Source organism: Pseudomonas asplenii, assembly GCF_900105475.1.
Taxonomy (GTDB): Bacteria; Pseudomonadota; Gammaproteobacteria; order Pseudomonadales; family Pseudomonadaceae; genus Aquipseudomonas; species Aquipseudomonas asplenii.
Window position 1 is genome coordinate 5,951,981 of sequence record NZ_LT629777.1, and the last position, 16,992, is coordinate 5,968,972.

Below are 16,992 nucleotides of genomic sequence, written 5' to 3' on the forward strand. Positions count from 1 at the left end.
CCCTGTCGATGCGTACCGCCCTCCCCTCGCTGCTTCCCCTCGCCCTGTTGTGCGCCACCCCCTTGCAAACCACCGCTGCCGACTTGGAGTTGGGTGAAATGCAAGTGCGCGGTGAAGAAGTCAGCGAGATCGAGGACGCCCGCGAGCGCTTGAATGAAGTTCCCGGTGCCAGCAACCTGATCGATCTGACCCAGGTGGAGAATGGTCGTGTCGCCAGCAACCAGGATGTGCTCGCCTACCAGCCGGGAGTCTATGCCCAGTCGGCCGGCAATGACGGCACCAAGGTGTCGATTCGCGGCTCCGGCATCAACCGCGCACCTGGCGCCCACGGCTCGGGTGTCTACACGATGTTCGACGGCCTGCCCCTGACCGGTCCCGGCGGCACGCCCTACGAACTGTTCGAACCGCTGTGGCTGAGCCGTGCCGAAGTGCTGCGCGGCGCCAACGGTTTCGACCGCGGCTCGCTGGCCCTGGGGGGCGCCATCGACTACATCACCCATACCGGGCGGGATGCCGCGCCCTTGCAGGTACGCTATGAGACCGGCAGCTACGGCTACCGCAAGCGCCAGATCAGTTCCGGCCAGGTGCTGGGCGACCTGGATTACTACGTGTCGCTGACCGACTCGGACTACGACGGCTATCAGGACCACACTCAAGGCAGCAGCAAGGGCATCGCGGCGAATGTCGGCTATCGCTTCAGCCCGGAACTGGAGACGCGTCTCTACCTGCGCTATCGCGAGACCGACAACGAACTGGCCGGGCGGGTGACCCAGGACCAGATCAAGCACCATCCGCGCTCGGCCAACGCGGCCTATCTCAGTCGCGACGCGAGCCGTCCACAACCGGGCAGCACCTGGTTGGGCAGCAAGACCACGATGTACCTGGACGACGACTCGAAGCTTGAGGTGGGGCTGGTCTATCACGACTATCCGATGGACCTGCGCGAAGGCCCCAACCGCCTCAAGGTGGCCTACACCGATGTCAGCGGTACTCTGAACTATCTCCGCCGCGATACGCTGTTCGGCCTGGAGAGCAAGACCACCCTGGGTTGGCGCAGCACCCAGCACCTGCCCAACAGTGGCGCCTCGGAATATGTACGTACGCCTACACCGACAACCGTCGGCTATCCGGTCGGAACCAAGACTCGAGATTTCACCTACCAGGGCTCGGACAATGTGCTGCACGTCAGCAATGATCTGGAGCTGATGCCTGATCTCTGGCTGACTACCGGCCTGGCGATGATCCATACCCGTCGTGAAAGCGAGGTGACTTACCCGGCCAGCGGCGGCAAGGTCAGCCAGCAGGACTGGGACTACGCGCCGCGCGTGGGCCTGCGCTATGAGTTCAGTCCACAGTTGCAGGTTTACGGCAATATCAGCCGCTCGGTCGAGCCGCCACATCCGTGGTCGTTGATCTGGAGTTCGGGGACCCGTTTCGGTCCAGGCAATGGTGCTTCTACCGGCCTGCAAAGCACACCGATCAAACTGCATAACCAGACCGCCACCACCCTTGAGCTGGGCAGTCGCGGCGAGTCGTGGCTCGGCAAGTGGGACCTTGCCTGGTACTACTCGGCGGTACGTCACGAATTGCTGACCGTGGAGATGCAGGCCGCCACGCAGAGCCAGAACCAGATCACCGGTGAAGTGAATGCCAGCCCCACCGTACACCAGGGTATCGAAGCCGGCCTCGACAGCCTGCTGTGGGAGCGACCGACCCTGGGCAAGGTCAGCCTGCGCCAGGCCTACACCTTCAGCGATTTCCATTACCACGATGACCAGGCTTTCGGTGACAATCGCCTGCCCGGAATCCCACAGCATTACTATCAGGCAGAGATCCGCTACGACCACCCCACCGGCGTCTATGTCGGCCTGAATACTCAGGTGGCCTCACGCATGGCCGTGGACTACGCCAACTCCCGTTATGCGTCGTCCTATGCCTTGTTCGGCGCCACCCTGGGCTACGCCTCGCCCAAGCAGGACTGGCAGACCTGGCTGGACCTGCGCAACCTGACCAACCAGCACTACGCCGCGCTGGTGGTGCCTGGCTACGACGACAAGGGTGCCGATGCCGCGCGTTCGGTGCCAGGCGAAGGGATGGGGGTGTACGCCGGGGTTTCCTACAGTTTCAGGTGATGTGTGCGGAGTGAGGGCCCTTCGCGGGCAAGCCCGGCGCCTACAGGAGGCAGTGCGCGCTCAGGAGGGCAATCTCACGCGTTTCTTGTTCTCGGTGAAGATATCCCAGCTGGAGAGGAACAGCGCGGCGATCAACGGCCCGATGACAAAACCGTTCAGCCCGAATACCGACAGCCCGCCCAGGGTGCTGATCAGGATCAGGTAATCGGGCATACGCGTGTCCTTGCCCACCAGAATCGGCCGCAGCAGGTTGTCCACCAGCCCGATCACGAACACGCCGAACAGCGCCAGCACCACCCCTTGCCAGATCGCGCCGTTCAGCAGGAAGTACAGTGCCACCGGCGCCCAGACAATCCCCGCCCCCACCGCCGGCAGCAGCGAGAGAAACGCCATGACCACCGCCCAGAGCAATGCACTGGGGATGTCAAGCAACCAGAAGATCAACCCGCCGAGGCCACCCTGGGTCACGGCCACGACCAGGTTGCCCTTCACCGTGGCGCGCACCACGCGGTTGAACTTCAGTTGCAGCCGACGCTTCTGCTGTTCGGCCAGGGGCACCGCCGTGCGGATTTTTCGTACCAGGTCCGGGCCATCGCGCAGGAAGAAAAACAGCAGGTAAAGCATGATGAAAAAACTCACCACGAACTCGAAGGTGCCCTGCCCGACGCTGACCGCCTGACTGGCCAGGAACTGGCTGCCCTGGGTCACTCCCTCGACCACCTTGGCCTGCAGGCCATCGAGGTCACCCAGGCCGAAGCGATCGAGCAACCGCTGAAAAGAGCCAGGCAGCAGGTGCTTGAACTGCGCCACGTGGCCGGCAATATCCAGGCGGCCGCCTTCGATGCTCCTGTACAACGCCGTGCCTTCCTGCACCAGCAGGACGCCGATGACGATCACCGGTAGCACGGCAATCAGCAGGCAGGCGCCCAGGGTGCACAGCGACGCCAGGTTGCGCCGAGTCTTCAGGCGTAACAGCAGGCGGCGCTGCAGGGGCGCGAAGACGATGCCGAGGATGACCGCCCAGAACACCGCACCATAGAACGGCTGGAGGATCCACAGGAAGGCAATGGTCACCAGCACCAGCAGGGCCAGCAGGCATTTGTTGTGCAGGGAAGCTTCGCTCATGTCCGGTCCATGTCGGGAAAACGCAGGGGCAGATGCTCCCTCAGCGCGTTAGTCAGGCGAACGCATCGATTCGTTCACAAAGTCTGGACCCAGATCAATAAAACCCGGCACCGAAGGCCTTAATCTCACGACTTTTTGCCGACGGTCCGCCCATGTCCTTCCCCGCCCCCGAATTGCTGGCTCCGGCTGGCACCCTCAAGAACATGCGTTATGCCTTCGCCTATGGCGCCGACGCCGTCTATGCCGGCCAGCCGCGCTACAGCCTGCGGGTGCGCAACAACGAGTTCGACCACGCCAACCTGGCGCTCGGCATTCGTGAAGCCCAGGCCCAGGGCAAGCGCTTCTACGTGGTGGTGAACATTGCCCCGCACAATGCCAAGCTCAAGACCTTCCTCAAGGACCTGGCACCGGTGATCGACATGGCACCGGACGCGCTGATCATGTCCGACCCGGGGTTGATCATGCTGGTGCGCCAGCACTTCCCGCAGATGCCGATCCACCTCTCGGTGCAAGCCAACACGGTGAACTGGGCCAGCGTACAGTTCTGGCAGCAGATGGGCCTGACGCGGATCATCCTGTCCCGGGAGCTGTCCCTGGAGGAAATCGAGGAAATCCGCCAGCAGGTGCCGGACATGGAACTCGAGGTGTTCGTCCACGGGGCCCTGTGCATGGCCTACTCCGGGCGTTGCCTGTTGTCTGGCTACATGAACCGGCGCGACGCCAACCAGGGCACCTGCACCAACGCCTGCCGCTGGAAATACAGCGCACAGCCGGCCGAGGAAAATCTTACCGGCGAGATCGTCAAGGCCTTCGAGCCCGAGCCGACCCTCGGCCTGGGGGCACCAACCGACCAGGTGTTCCTGCTGCAAGAGGCCAATCGCCCTGAAGAGTCGATGCCGGCCTTCGAGGACGAGCATGGCACCTACATCATGAACGCCAAGGACCTGCGTGCGGTGCAACACGTTGAGCGCCTGGCGCGCATGGGCGTGCACTCGCTGAAGATCGAAGGCCGGACCAAATCGCACTTCTACTGCGCGCGGACCACCCAGGTCTATCGCCAGGCCATCGACGATGCGGTGGCCGGTCGCGAGTTCGACCGCAGCCTGATGACCAACCTCGAATCACTGGCCCAACGTGGTTACACCGAAGGCTTCCTGCGCCGGCACGTGCATGACGAATACCAGAACTACCAGAACGGCAGTTCGGTGTCCGAACGCCAGCAGTTTGTCGGCGAACTGACCGGCGTGCGCCGCCAACGGCTGGCAGAGGTCAAGGTGAAGAACCGCTTCGAGCTGGGTGATCACCTGGAACTGATGACGCCCAAGGGCAACTTTCATTTCGACCTGGGCGAATTGCGCAACGGCAATGGCGAAGCGATCGAGGTCGCGCCGGGGGATGGGCATACGGTGTACCTGCCGATTCCCGACCAGGTCGAGCTGGAGTTCGGCCTGTTGATGCGCGATATCCCGGTCCATCCGTAAATCTTCAGGGCTGAAGGGCCTCTTCGCGGATGAATCCGCGAAGAGCGATCACAGCATCCGCCTCAGATCCGGAACTGCCCCACCAATTTGCCCAGGCGCTGGCCCAGGTCCGCCAGGCTGCGGGAAGTCTGTGCGCCCTGCTGAGTCTGATCCGCGACGTTGTCCACCGCCACCGCGATCTGGTGCACGCTACGGTTGATTTCCTCGGCCACCGCCGTCTGTTCCTCGGCGGCGCTGGCGATCTGCGCGTTCATCGCGTTGATGGTGCCAATCAGTTGCGCAATGGTATCCAGCGATGCACCCGCCTCGTTGGCCTTGTCCGAGGTGCCGTCACCGGCCTCGCTGGAACGCCGCATCGCCTCCACCGCCAACTGCGTTCCCGACTGCAGACGATCGATCATGCCCTGGATCTCCTGGGTACTCTGCTGAGTCCGGCTGGCCAAAGCCCGCACTTCGTCAGCCACCACCGCGAAGCCACGCCCGGCCTCACCGGCGCGGGCCGCCTCAATGGCCGCGTTGAGGGCCAGCAGGTTGGTCTGCTCGGCGATAGAGCGGATCACGCCGAGCACACTGACGATCGAGGTCACGTCCTGCTGCAGGCTGTCCAGCGACACGCCACTGCTGCGGATATCCTTCACCAGTGCATGAATCTGCTGGATGCTGCCATCGACCACGCGCTTGGCGGCCTGGCCTTCGGCGTCGGTCTGCTGGGCGGCAATCGCCGCGCCCTGAGCGCTACGCGCCACCTCCTGGGCCGCCGAGGACATCTGGTTGATGGCCGTGGCAACCTGGTCGGTTTCGTGACGCTGGCGCTCCATGGCCTCTTCCGAACGGTTCGCCTGATCTGAAACCTGGCTGACCAACCCGGTCAACTGACCTGTCATCTCGGTGATCTGCCGCACCAGGCCGTGGATCTTCTCGACAAAACGGTTGAACGAACCGGCCAACTGCCCCAGCTCGTCCTGGCTGGTGATGGTCAGACGATGGGTGAGATCACCTTCCCCGGCAGCGATATCGTCCAGATTGGCTTTCATCAGCAGCAACGGCCGCAGGATGGTATTGGCCACGACCATCCCGATCACCGCAATCACCAGCAGCACCAGCACGGCGATACCGACAATGCTCAGCACCACGCCTTCCATTCGCTCGTTGACCTTGACCCGAACCACCTCGACCTGGGCTTCGATACCATCGAGGTTGACGGAGGAGCCGACGGCCATATCCCACTTGGCCAGGTATTCGGTGTAACCCAACTTGGGGACCAGTACCGATTCGTTGCCCGGCAGCGGCGAACTGTACTCCAGGTAGTGAGTGCCGTTCTTTGCCACCTCCACCAGACCACGGTTCACATATACGCCATTGGGGTCACGGGTGTCCTTGAAGCTCTTGCCCAGGCCCTCGGGACTGTCGCTCTTGAACAACCGGATGACCTGCGAGTCGTAGCCGAAGAAGTAACCGTCCTTGCTGTACTTGATGCTCGACAGCAACTTGATGGCCTGGTCCCGGGACGCCTGATCACCCGGCGCAGCAGCATCGTAGAGCGGCTTGATCGCGGTCATCGCCACGGCGACATAACTCTGCAGGGTGGCCCGTGCGTTGCTGATCAAGCGCAGGCGGGTTTCCTCGACCTCGGTACGCGCCTGGTTCTGCAGAATCAGTACGGTGGTCACGCTGATCACTACCGCGAACAACAGGACCGGCAGGACGGCGAGGGACAGAACTTTGGCCTTGAGGCTCAGGCGCATGGCGGTGCTCTCTTATTATTGGGCTGTTGAACGGTTAACGGCCCGGCACCTGAAAAGTTGAACGGAAGAGACTGTCGTACCGGCTTACGGAAGGGTAAGCAGGCTGTTTTTCCCGACGGTCTATCGACCGCTCCTGACGTATTGTCGACGTTTCGGAGCTGAGCCATGACGTGCGCGGTTTCAGCTTCTGCGTGGTAGATCGATCATCACCAGCAGCCCGCCCAACGGGCTGCTCAGCAAGCGCATCTGTGCACCCCAGGCCTCGACGATATCGCGCACGATGCCCAGGCCGAGACCATGCCCGGTGGTCTGCTCATCGAGACGCGCACCACGGCTGAATACGTCGTCCCGGCGCTGTTCGGGAATGCCCGGACCATCATCTTCGATACTCAAGCGATAACCGCCCGCCGTTTCGACGATCTCCAGACGAATCTCGGCATCCGCCCACTTGCAGGCGTTGTCCAGCAGGTTGCCCAACAGCTCGAGCAGGTCCTCGCGATCCCAGGGCAATTGCAGGCCTGGCGGTGCCGTGTGGCTCAGCGACAGGTGATCGCCATGAATCATCCCCAGGGTCGCGAGCAGGCTTGGCAATTCCGTATCGCAGTCGAACAGAACACCGGGTAGCGCATCACCGGCGAGGCGCGCCCGGTTCAATTCGCGACTCAGGCGCTGTTCGATCTGCTCCAGTTGTTCGCGCAAGACCTTGCGCAGTTGCGGATGGTCATCCAGCCGCGCATCGGATGCCAGGCTCAACAGCACCGCCAGCGGAGTTTTCAGTGCGTGGCCCAGGTTGCCCAAAGCGTTGCGCGAGCGCTTGAGACTGTCTTCGGTATGGGCCAGCAAGTGGTTGATCTGCGCCACCAGCGGTTCCAGCTCCTGCGGCACCTGGGTCTCCAGTTGAGAGCGCTTGCCCTGCTGCAATTGCGCGATCTGTTTACGGGCGTTTTCCAGCGGCCGCAGGGCACGACGCACCGTCACCCGTTGCAACAGCAGTATCACGATCAGCGCCGCCAGGCCGATCCCCAGGCCGATGCGCTGCATCAGTTGGAAACTTTCCCGTACCGGCGTGTAGTCCTGGGCCACGCTGATGCTGATCGACTGTCCCAGGCGCCGGTAATCCGAGCGCAGCACCAACAGCATCTGCCCCTCCGGACCCAATTGCAGGTTGGCGTGCAGGCCCGGCTGTTCCGGCACCGGCAGTTGCTGGTCCCAGAGCGAACGGGAGCGCCAGTGATGGTCGGCGAAATCGATACGGAAATAGTGCCCGGAGAACGGTCGCTGATAGGCGGCGGACAAACGCCGCTCATCCAGTTGCAGGCCGTCGGGGCCCCGCACCAGGGCCACCAGCAGGTTCTCGCTGTCGGCGTGCAGACCGTCTTCCAGATAACGTTGCAGGCCCAACTCGAACAACCAGAGACTGGTTTGCGCAACGATCAGGCCGACGATCAGCAGCACGCTGACCAGCCCCAGGCTCAGGCGGCGCTGGATCGACCTCACCCGCTGGCTCCGCCAAACAGATAACCCTGGCCGCGACGGGTCTCGATCACCGTGCGTCCCAGCTTGCGGCGCAGGTGATTGACGTGCACTTCCAGCACGTTCGAATCCCGTTCGGTCTCGCCGTTATAGAGGTGTTCGGCCAGGTGGCTCTTGGAAAGGATCTGCTCCGGGTGCAGCATGAAATAGCGCAATAGACGAAATTCGGCCGCCGTCAGTTGAATCTCCGCGCCATCGCGAATGACGCATTGACGGCCCTCATCCAGATGCAGGCCCGCGGCGTTCAGGGTTTGCTGGTTCGGCTGGCCGTGGGCACGACGCAGCAGCGACTGAACCCGCAGTTGCAGTTCTTCAGGATGAAACGGTTTGGTCAGGTAGTCGTCGGCGCCGGCCTTGAGACCTTCGATACGTTCGGCCCAGGAGTCGCGCGCCGTGAGGATCAGCACCGGGATCGCCAATCCACCCGCCCGCCATTGCCGCAGGACCTCAAGCCCCGGCAAGCCCGGAAGGCCGAGATCGAGAATGACCAGATCATACGGCTCGACAGCTCCCTGGTAGGCCGCATCGCGCCCATCAGCCAGCCAATCGACGGCGTACCCCTGGCGCACCAGGCCCGCTTGCAGCTCATCCGCCAGGGGCACGTTGTCTTCCACCAACAACAGGCGCATCAGTCGTCCTCCTCGTCTTTGAGCAGATCACCATTGCTGGCATCGAGCTTGAGTTCCCGGACCACCCCGGCCTGGGTCAGCAACTCGACTTCATAGAGATAATGGCCGTGCTTGGTTTCCAACTCGGCCTCCAGCAACTTCGCCCCGGGATAATGTCCCATGGCCCGTTGCAGCAGGGTTTCCAGAGGCAGAATTATCCCCTGCTGACGCAGGCGCAGGGCCTCGTCCTGATCCAGGTCCCTGGCCGATGCCTGGAAACACAGGGTTGCCAGCATCAACAGACTGCAGGCGCGTAAATTGAAGATCATTACCTGTCCTGATGGTCCTTGAGAACCTGACCGCTACTGGCGTCCAATTCGATTTCCCACTCAATTCCCTGAGCATCGCGCAGTTCTATTCGATAAATATAGTGACCGTATCGCCGCTCCAGCCCGGTCTCGTCAGGCGACGCGCCGGGATGCCTGGCCAGGGCGATCGTGGCCAATCGATCAAGAGACAGGATTGTACCTGCCGCTTGCAGTTTCGCCGCCTCATCAGCGGCAATATCACGACCCGATACCTCGGAGGTCGCCGTCCAGAGCGTAAAAAAGACCAAAGCAATGCCCAGGGCTTTCATCAGAGGATTCCGTGGCAATTGGCCAGTTACCTGCTCCAAGGTAGCCACTTCAACTTAAATGAAGCTGAATTTCCCCGGCCATTGTCTGTCCACGTGCAGATGCGGTGTGTGGATTGTCCGGATAGCCGCAGCGGCTCGCGACAACCTTCCCTATAATCCGGCTATCCAGAAAACGAGAGCTGTATGACTGCGATCCATATCAAATTTCCCGCACTCACGCTCAAGGCCGGCAAGCGAAGCTATCGACGCATCCGCGAAGGTGGGCTGAAAGCCGCCGATGTCGGTACCCTGCCCGGTGCCGCAGGCGGACCGAAGGCCTTGGGCATCCAGGGGCTGGACCTGGCGCTGTTTGGTCAATGGCTGCCAGCCAGCCCACGGGAACGCTCACTGATCGGCGCGTCGATTGGTGCCTGGCGGTTTGCCAGTGCCTGCCTGCCGGATGCCGCACAAGGGATCGAGCGCCTGGGACAACTCTACAACGAACAGAGTTTTGCCAAGGGCGTGACCATGGCCGAGGTCAGCCGCAGTTGCGAACGCATGCTGCATGACCTGCTCGAGGGTCGGGATGCCTCGATATTGAGCAACGAGCACTATCGCTTGAATGTGGTCATCGTCAAAAGTCACGGCCTGCTGGCGGACGATCATCGTGGCCGCCTGGGACTGGGGCTGTCGTCGGTCATCGCCGACAATCTGCTGGGACGCGCGCGTCTGGCCCGTCATTTCGAGCGGGTGATTCTCCATGACCCACGCCTCTCCCCGCCTCTGCTCCCCCTGAAGGACTTTCCCTCACGCCTGCTGCCGCTGGCGGCGGACAACCTGCGCCAGGGCCTGCTGGCATCCGGCTCGATTCCGATGGTCATGGAAGGTGTCCGTGACATCATCGGCGTCGGGAACGGTACCTATCGTGACGGCGGGCTGCTCGACTATCACCTGGACTTGCCCTATGACGGTGACGATGTGGTGTTGTATCCGCATTTTACCGACAGGGTCATTCCCGGCTGGTTCGACAAGACCTTGCCCTGGCGACGTGGCAACCCTGATCGGCTGCAGGATGTGCTGCTGCTTGCGCCTTCGCGGGAATACCTGGCCCGACTGCCTCACGGCAAACTGCCAGACCGCAATGACTTCAAGCGCTACATGGGTGACGACAAGGGTCGCCAGGCCTACTGGCGCAAGGCAATGGCCGAGAGCCGACGACTGGGTGACGAATTCCTCGAACTGGCCGATAACGGTCGACTGGGCGAGCGCCTGCTGGCGCTTTGAGCCGGTTATCCCGCGGCGGAGCTGTTAAACTGTCGAGCTGCATGCATCCTTCAGAGCTGAACAATACCGTGGAAATCTTTAAAGAATTTACCTTCGAATCCGCCCATCGCCTGCCCCACGTGCCTGATGGGCACAAGTGTGGTCGCCTGCACGGTCACTCGTTCAAGGTGGCGATCCACCTGAGCGGCGAGATTGACCAGCATACCGGCTGGATTCGGGACTTCTCCGAGATCAAGGCGATCTTCAAACCGCTGTACGAGCGCCTGGACCACAACTATCTGAACGACATTCCCGGACTGGAAAACCCCACCAGCGAGAATCTGGCGAAGTGGATCTGGGAGGAATTGAAGCCACTGCTGCCGGAGCTTTCGGCAATCCGGATTCATGAGACCTGCACCAGCGGGTGCATCTATCGCGGGGAGTGAATCCCGGACATAAAAAAACCACCTGCAGAGGTGGTTTTTTTGTAAACGGCTGTCGCGACTCCGAGCGCGATGATTCGCGGTAAACAGGCCTTCACGATGTTAGCAAGACCATAAGGCGCACTGGGTGTTTGCACGAGGCTTCTGCCCGTACGGACTCAACACTTAACCCAACCTGCGTCAGGATGCTGTGCAGGTTGAAGCCAATGTGCAAGTCTGCACCTTCGCGGCTGATCATTTGCTGAATCCAGCCAAGCCCTACACCGGACTTTTCAACGCCGAAAAAACAAAACCCCAACTGCTTTCGCAATTGGGGTTTCGGAATTTAATCTTGACGATGACCTACTCTCACATGGGGAAACCCCACACTACCATCGGCGATGCATCGTTTCACTGCTGAGTTCGGGATGGGATCAGGTGGTTCCAATGCTCTATGGTCGTCAAGAAATTCTGGTACCGAACCGAGGCCTGTGGCCGCGCTTCAGCAAATTGGGTATGTGACAGTTTTCGGTGTGGTGAGTCGCAAACTTTCGGTTCACTTCGTCTTCATACACCGCAATCTGGCCTTTCGACTCAAATTGCTTGGGTGTTATATGGTCAAGCCTCACGGGCAATTAGTATGGGTTAGCTCAACGCCTCACAGCGCTTACACACCCCACCTATCAACGTCGTAGTCTTCGACGGCCCTTCAGGGAACTCAAGGTTCCAGTGAGATCTCATCTTGAGGCTAGTTTCCCGCTTAGATGCTTTCAGCGGTTATCTATTCCGAACATAGCTACCCGGCAATGCCACTGGCGTGACAACCGGAACACCAGAGGTTCGTCCACTCCGGTCCTCTCGTACTAGGAGCAGCCCCTCTCAAATCTCAAACGTCCACGGCAGATAGGGACCGAACTGTCTCACGACGTTCTAAACCCAGCTCGCGTACCACTTTAAATGGCGAACAGCCATACCCTTGGGACCGGCTTCAGCCCCAGGATGTGATGAGCCGACATCGAGGTGCCAAACACCGCCGTCGATATGAACTCTTGGGCGGTATCAGCCTGTTATCCCCGGAGTACCTTTTATCCGTTGAGCGATGGCCCTTCCATACAGAACCACCGGATCACTAAGACCTACTTTCGTACCTGCTCGACGTGTCTGTCTCGCAGTCAAGCGCGCTTTTGCCTTTATACTCTACGACCGATTTCCGACCGGTCTGAGCGCACCTTCGTACTCCTCCGTTACTCTTTAGGAGGAGACCGCCCCAGTCAAACTACCCACCATACACTGTCCTCGATCCGGATAACGGACCTGAGTTAGAACCTCAAAGTTGCCAGGGTGGTATTTCAAGGATGGCTCCACGCAGACTGGCGTCCACGCTTCAAAGCCTCCCACCTATCCTACACAAGCAAATTCAAAGTCCAGTGCAAAGCTATAGTAAAGGTTCACGGGGTCTTTCCGTCTAGCCGCGGATACACTGCATCTTCACAGCGATTTCAATTTCACTGAGTCTCGGGTGGAGACAGCGCCGCCATCGTTACGCCATTCGTGCAGGTCGGAACTTACCCGACAAGGAATTTCGCTACCTTAGGACCGTTATAGTTACGGCCGCCGTTTACCGGGGCTTCGATCAAGAGCTTCGCGTTAGCTAACCCCATCAATTAACCTTCCGGCACCGGGCAGGCGTCACACCCTATACGTCCACTTTCGTGTTTGCAGAGTGCTGTGTTTTTAATAAACAGTCGCAGCGGCCTGGTATCTTCGACCGGCATGGGCTTACGGAGCAAGTCCTTCACCCTCACCGGCGCACCTTCTCCCGAAGTTACGGTGCCATTTTGCCTAGTTCCTTCACCCGAGTTCTCTCAAGCGCCTTGGTATTCTCTACCTAACCACCTGTGTCGGTTTGGGGTACGGTTCCTGATTATCTGAAGCTTAGAAGCTTTTCTTGGAAGCATGGCATCAACCACTTCGCGTCCTAAAGGACACTCGTCATCAGCTCTCGGCCTTAAGATCCCGGATTTACCTAAGATCTCAGCCTACCACCTTAAACTTGGACAACCAACGCCAAGCTGGCCTAGCCTTCTCCGTCCCTCCATCGCAATAACCAGAAGTACAGGAATATTAACCTGTTTTCCATCGACTACGCTTTTCAGCCTCGCCTTAGGGACCGACTAACCCTGCGTCGATTAACGTTGCGCAGGAAACCTTGGTCTTTCGGCGTGGGTGTTTTTCACACCCATTGTCGTTACTCATGTCAGCATTCGCACTTCTGATACCTCCAGCAAGCTTCTCAACTCACCTTCACAGGCTTACAGAACGCTCCTCTACCGCATCACTTACGTGATACCCGTAGCTTCGGTGCATGGTTTGAGCCCCGTTACATCTTCCGCGCAGGCCGACTCGACTAGTGAGCTATTACGCTTTCTTTAAAGGGTGGCTGCTTCTAAGCCAACCTCCTAGCTGTCTAAGCCTTCCCACATCGTTTCCCACTTAACCATGACTTTGGGACCTTAGCTGACGGTCTGGGTTGTTTCCCTTTTCACGACGGACGTTAGCACCCGCCGTGTGTCTCCCATGCTCGGCACTTGTAGGTATTCGGAGTTTGCATCGGTTTGGTAAGTCGGGATGACCCCCTAGCCGAAACAGTGCTCTACCCCCTACAGTGATACATGAGGCGCTACCTAAATAGCTTTCGAGGAGAACCAGCTATCTCCGAGCTTGATTAGCCTTTCACTCCGATCCACAGGTCATCCGCTAACTTTTCAACGGTAGTCGGTTCGGTCCTCCAGTCAGTGTTACCTAACCTTCAACCTGCCCATGGATAGATCGCCCGGTTTCGGGTCTATACCCAGCGACTAAACGCCCTATTAAGACTCGCTTTCGCTACGCCTCCCCTATTCGGTTAAGCTCGCCACTGAATATAAGTCGCTGACCCATTATACAAAAGGTACGCAGTCACAGAACAAAGTCTGCTCCCACTGCTTGTACGCATACGGTTTCAGGATCTATTTCACTCCCCTCTCCGGGGTTCTTTTCGCCTTTCCCTCACGGTACTAGTTCACTATCGGTCAGTCAGTAGTATTTAGCCTTGGAGGATGGTCCCCCCATATTCAGACAAGGTTTCTCGTGCCCCGTCCTACTCGATTTCATGACTAAGAGACTTTCGCGTACAGGGCTATCACCCACTATGGCCGCACTTTCCAGAGCGTTCCGCTAATCTCAAAGCCACTTAAGGGCTGGTCCCCGTTCGCTCGCCACTACTAAGGGAATCTCGGTTGATTTCTTTTCCTCAGGGTACTTAGATGTTTCAGTTCCCCTGGTTCGCCTCTTGCACCTATGTATTCAGTACAAGATAACCATCTTATGATGGCTGGGTTCCCCCATTCAGACATCTCCGGATCAAAGTCTGTTTGCCGACTCCCCGAAGCTTTTCGCAGGCTACCACGTCTTTCATCGCCTCTGACTGCCAAGGCATCCACCGTATGCGCTTCTTCACTTGACCATATAACCCCAAGCAATCTGGTTATACTATGAAGACGACATTCGCCGAAAATTTGCAATTACTCACAAATTTTACCTTAGCCTGATCCGTTACCAGTGAAAGTAACGTTCAGTCTATCTTTCTATCACATACCCAAATTTTTAAAGAACGATCTAATCAAAGACTAGAAATCAACATTCACCATCACAACGATGGAATGCTCATTTCTAAGCTTTAACGCAGAAACAGTTAACCGCAGTAAATGGTGGAGCCAAACGGGATCGAACCGTTGACCTCCTGCGTGCAAGGCAGGCGCTCTCCCAGCTGAGCTATGGCCCCGTATCGCTACAGGTTCCTACAACTTCCCACCTAAACTGGTGGGTCTGGGCAGATTCGAACTGCCGACCTCACCCTTATCAGGGGTGCGCTCTAACCAACTGAGCTACAGACCCAATATCGGGCTGCTTCTATCGTCTTCTTCAATGAATCAAGCAATTCGTGTGGGAACTTATGGTGCAGCTGATGTCGTCGATTAAGGAGGTGATCCAGCCGCAGGTTCCCCTACGGCTACCTTGTTACGACTTCACCCCAGTCATGAATCACACCGTGGTAACCGTCCTCCCGAAGGTTAGACTAGCTACTTCTGGTGCAACCCACTCCCATGGTGTGACGGGCGGTGTGTACAAGGCCCGGGAACGTATTCACCGCGACATTCTGATTCGCGATTACTAGCGATTCCGACTTCACGCAGTCGAGTTGCAGACTGCGATCCGGACTACGATCGGTTTTGTGGGATTAGCTCCACCTCGCGGCTTGGCAACCCTCTGTACCGACCATTGTAGCACGTGTGTAGCCCAGGCCGTAAGGGCCATGATGACTTGACGTCATCCCCACCTTCCTCCGGTTTGTCACCGGCAGTCTCCTTAGAGTGCCCACCATGACGTGCTGGTAACTAAGGACAAGGGTTGCGCTCGTTACGGGACTTAACCCAACATCTCACGACACGAGCTGACGACAGCCATGCAGCACCTGTGTCAGAGTTCCCGAAGGCACCAATCCATCTCTGGAAAGTTCTCTGCATGTCAAGGCCTGGTAAGGTTCTTCGCGTTGCTTCGAATTAAACCACATGCTCCACCGCTTGTGCGGGCCCCCGTCAATTCATTTGAGTTTTAACCTTGCGGCCGTACTCCCCAGGCGGTCAACTTAATGCGTTAGCTGCGCCACTAAGAACTCAAGGTTCCCAACGGCTAGTTGACATCGTTTACGGCGTGGACTACCAGGGTATCTAATCCTGTTTGCTCCCCACGCTTTCGCACCTCAGTGTCAGTATGAGTCCAGGTGGTCGCCTTCGCCACTGGTGTTCCTTCCTATATCTACGCATTTCACCGCTACACAGGAAATTCCACCACCCTCTACCCTACTCTAGCTCGCCAGTTTTGGATGCAGTTCCCAGGTTGAGCCCGGGGATTTCACATCCAACTTAACGAACCACCTACGCGCGCTTTACGCCCAGTAATTCCGATTAACGCTTGCACCCTCTGTATTACCGCGGCTGCTGGCACAGAGTTAGCCGGTGCTTATTCTGTCGGTAACGTCAAAACACTAACGTATTAGGTTAATGCCCTTCCTCCCAACTTAAAGTGCTTTACAATCCGAAGACCTTCTTCACACACGCGGCATGGCTGGATCAGGCTTTCGCCCATTGTCCAATATTCCCCACTGCTGCCTCCCGTAGGAGTCTGGACCGTGTCTCAGTTCCAGTGTGACTGATCATCCTCTCAGACCAGTTACGGATCGTCGCCTTGGTGAGCCATTACCTCACCAACTAGCTAATCCGACCTAGGCTCATCTGATAGCGCAAGGCCCGAAGGTCCCCTGCTTTCTCCCGTAGGACGTATGCGGTATTAGCGTTCCTTTCGAAACGTTGTCCCCCACTACCAGGCAGATTCCTAGGCATTACTCACCCGTCCGCCGCTGAATCGAAGAGCAAGCTCTTCTCATCCGCTCGACTTGCATGTGTTAGGCCTGCCGCCAGCGTTCAATCTGAGCCATGATCAAACTCTTCAGTTCAATACTGCTTGGGTTTTGAGAAAACCCTAAACTTGGCTCAGCAATCGTTGGTTACATCTTTGATTTCTCGCGGAGTAACTTGCGTTGCTGATAATCTAGTGACTATTCAGTCTGACACCACAAGCACCCACACGAATTGCTTGATTCAGTTGTTAAAGAGCGGTGGGTGAGCTGTTCGCTCAACCGAGGCGCGCATTCTACAGCAGCCTCATTTGCTGTCAAGTGATTATTTTCAGAAGTTTCAGAATTTCCTCTTCAACTTCAACCACTTGCGCTTCCGATCTCTCGTCAGCGGGAGGCGAATTCTACAGCGTTACACGCTGCTGTCAACACCTCTTTTACAGCTTGTTCCGTGCTTCGATGATCTGAAGCTGCACCGCCTGAAACTAGATAACTCATTGAATCTCAAGGAGTTTTCCGTTCTGGCTGCGCCGGAAGTGGGGCGAATTATAGGCCCCTGACAGCGAGCGTCAACCGTTATTTTCAGATTTCTGTCATAAAGCCCCGAAGCCC

At 58.4% G+C, this 16,992-nt stretch carries 10 protein-coding genes, 2 tRNA genes, 3 rRNA genes and 1 pseudogene; 4 read left to right on the forward strand and 12 right to left on the reverse strand.

Going from position 1 to position 16,992, the window contains the following annotated elements; translation table 11 throughout:
- The first annotated feature begins 8 nt into the window (after positions 1-8).
- Positions 9-2,132 (forward strand): TonB-dependent receptor family protein, encoded by a 2,124-nt coding sequence (locus tag BLU37_RS26405; protein WP_090210294.1) that lies wholly within the window; start codon positions 9-11, stop codon positions 2,130-2,132.
- A 60-nt stretch (positions 2,133-2,192) separates the two neighbouring features.
- Here BLU37_RS26405 and BLU37_RS26410 read toward each other — a convergent pair whose 3' ends face one another.
- Complete coding sequence (locus BLU37_RS26410) at positions 2,193-3,257, reverse strand: AI-2E family transporter (protein ID WP_090210297.1); 1,065 nt, start codon at positions 3,255-3,257, stop codon at positions 2,193-2,195.
- A gap of 152 nt (positions 3,258-3,409) precedes the next feature.
- On the opposite strand from BLU37_RS26410, the gene trhP reads away from it, so the two are divergent.
- Positions 3,410-4,738 carry a prephenate-dependent tRNA uridine(34) hydroxylase TrhP gene (trhP, locus tag BLU37_RS26415; protein ID WP_090210299.1) on the forward strand — a complete coding sequence of 443 codons (1,329 nt, stop codon included), beginning with the start codon at positions 3,410-3,412 and terminating at the stop codon, positions 4,736-4,738.
- Between the two features lie 62 nt (positions 4,739-4,800).
- On the opposite strand, the gene BLU37_RS30090 is transcribed toward trhP, so the two are convergent.
- The 6 genes and pseudogenes from BLU37_RS30090 to BLU37_RS26440 form a co-directional block, all read right to left on the reverse strand.
- A complete protein-coding gene (locus BLU37_RS30090) occupies positions 4,801-5,622 on the reverse strand; it encodes a methyl-accepting chemotaxis protein (protein WP_397428773.1) in 822 nt (273 codons plus the stop codon).
- Positions 5,623-5,658: 36 nt separating this feature from the next.
- Positions 5,659-6,483: pseudogene (locus tag BLU37_RS30095) on the reverse strand (cache domain-containing protein); the annotation flags it as partial.
- A 180-nt stretch (positions 6,484-6,663) separates the two neighbouring features.
- Positions 6,664-7,980, reverse strand: coding sequence for an ATP-binding protein (locus tag BLU37_RS26425; protein ID WP_090210303.1), 1,317 nt, complete (start codon positions 7,978-7,980; stop codon positions 6,664-6,666).
- On the reverse strand, positions 7,977-8,645 hold the full coding sequence (locus BLU37_RS26430) for a response regulator transcription factor (RefSeq protein ID WP_090210305.1): 669 nt from the start codon (positions 8,643-8,645) through the stop codon (positions 7,977-7,979). The genes BLU37_RS26425 and BLU37_RS26430 overlap by 4 nt, the downstream gene beginning before the upstream one ends.
- A complete protein-coding gene (locus BLU37_RS26435) occupies positions 8,645-8,953 on the reverse strand; it encodes a PepSY domain-containing protein (protein ID WP_010444575.1) in 309 nt (102 codons plus the stop codon). The genes BLU37_RS26430 and BLU37_RS26435 overlap by 1 nt, the downstream gene beginning before the upstream one ends.
- Entirely contained in the window at positions 8,953-9,261 is a 309-nt protein-coding gene (locus tag BLU37_RS26440; protein ID WP_010444573.1) for a PepSY domain-containing protein, read from the reverse strand. The genes BLU37_RS26435 and BLU37_RS26440 overlap by 1 nt, the downstream gene beginning before the upstream one ends.
- 183 nt (positions 9,262-9,444) lie before the next feature.
- Between BLU37_RS26440 and BLU37_RS26445 the strand changes: the two genes are divergently transcribed.
- Positions 9,445-10,524, forward strand: coding sequence for a hypothetical protein (locus BLU37_RS26445; protein WP_010444571.1), 1,080 nt, complete (start codon positions 9,445-9,447; stop codon positions 10,522-10,524).
- A gap of 68 nt (positions 10,525-10,592) precedes the next feature.
- Complete coding sequence (gene queD, locus BLU37_RS26450) at positions 10,593-10,949, forward strand: 6-carboxytetrahydropterin synthase QueD (protein ID WP_010444568.1); 357 nt, start codon at positions 10,593-10,595, stop codon at positions 10,947-10,949.
- 326 nt (positions 10,950-11,275) lie between these two features.
- Here queD and rrf read toward each other — a convergent pair.
- The 5 genes from rrf to BLU37_RS26480 all read right to left on the reverse strand — a co-directional run bounded on the left by rrf (position 11,276) and on the right by BLU37_RS26480 (position 16,479).
- Positions 11,276-11,391: ribosomal RNA gene (rrf, locus tag BLU37_RS26460) — 5S ribosomal RNA — on the reverse strand.
- A 148-nt stretch (positions 11,392-11,539) separates the two neighbouring features.
- Positions 11,540-14,430: ribosomal RNA gene (locus BLU37_RS26465) — 23S ribosomal RNA — on the reverse strand.
- Positions 14,431-14,672: 242 nt separating this feature from the next.
- Positions 14,673-14,748 (reverse strand) — tRNA-Ala (locus BLU37_RS26470).
- Between the two features lie 36 nt (positions 14,749-14,784).
- Positions 14,785-14,861, reverse strand: a tRNA-Ile gene (locus BLU37_RS26475).
- 81 nt (positions 14,862-14,942) lie between these two features.
- Positions 14,943-16,479, reverse strand: a 16S ribosomal RNA gene (locus tag BLU37_RS26480).
- The 16S, 23S and 5S rRNA genes sit together here with 2 tRNA genes alongside, the layout of an rRNA operon.
- Between the last annotated feature and the right edge of the window lie 513 nt (positions 16,480-16,992).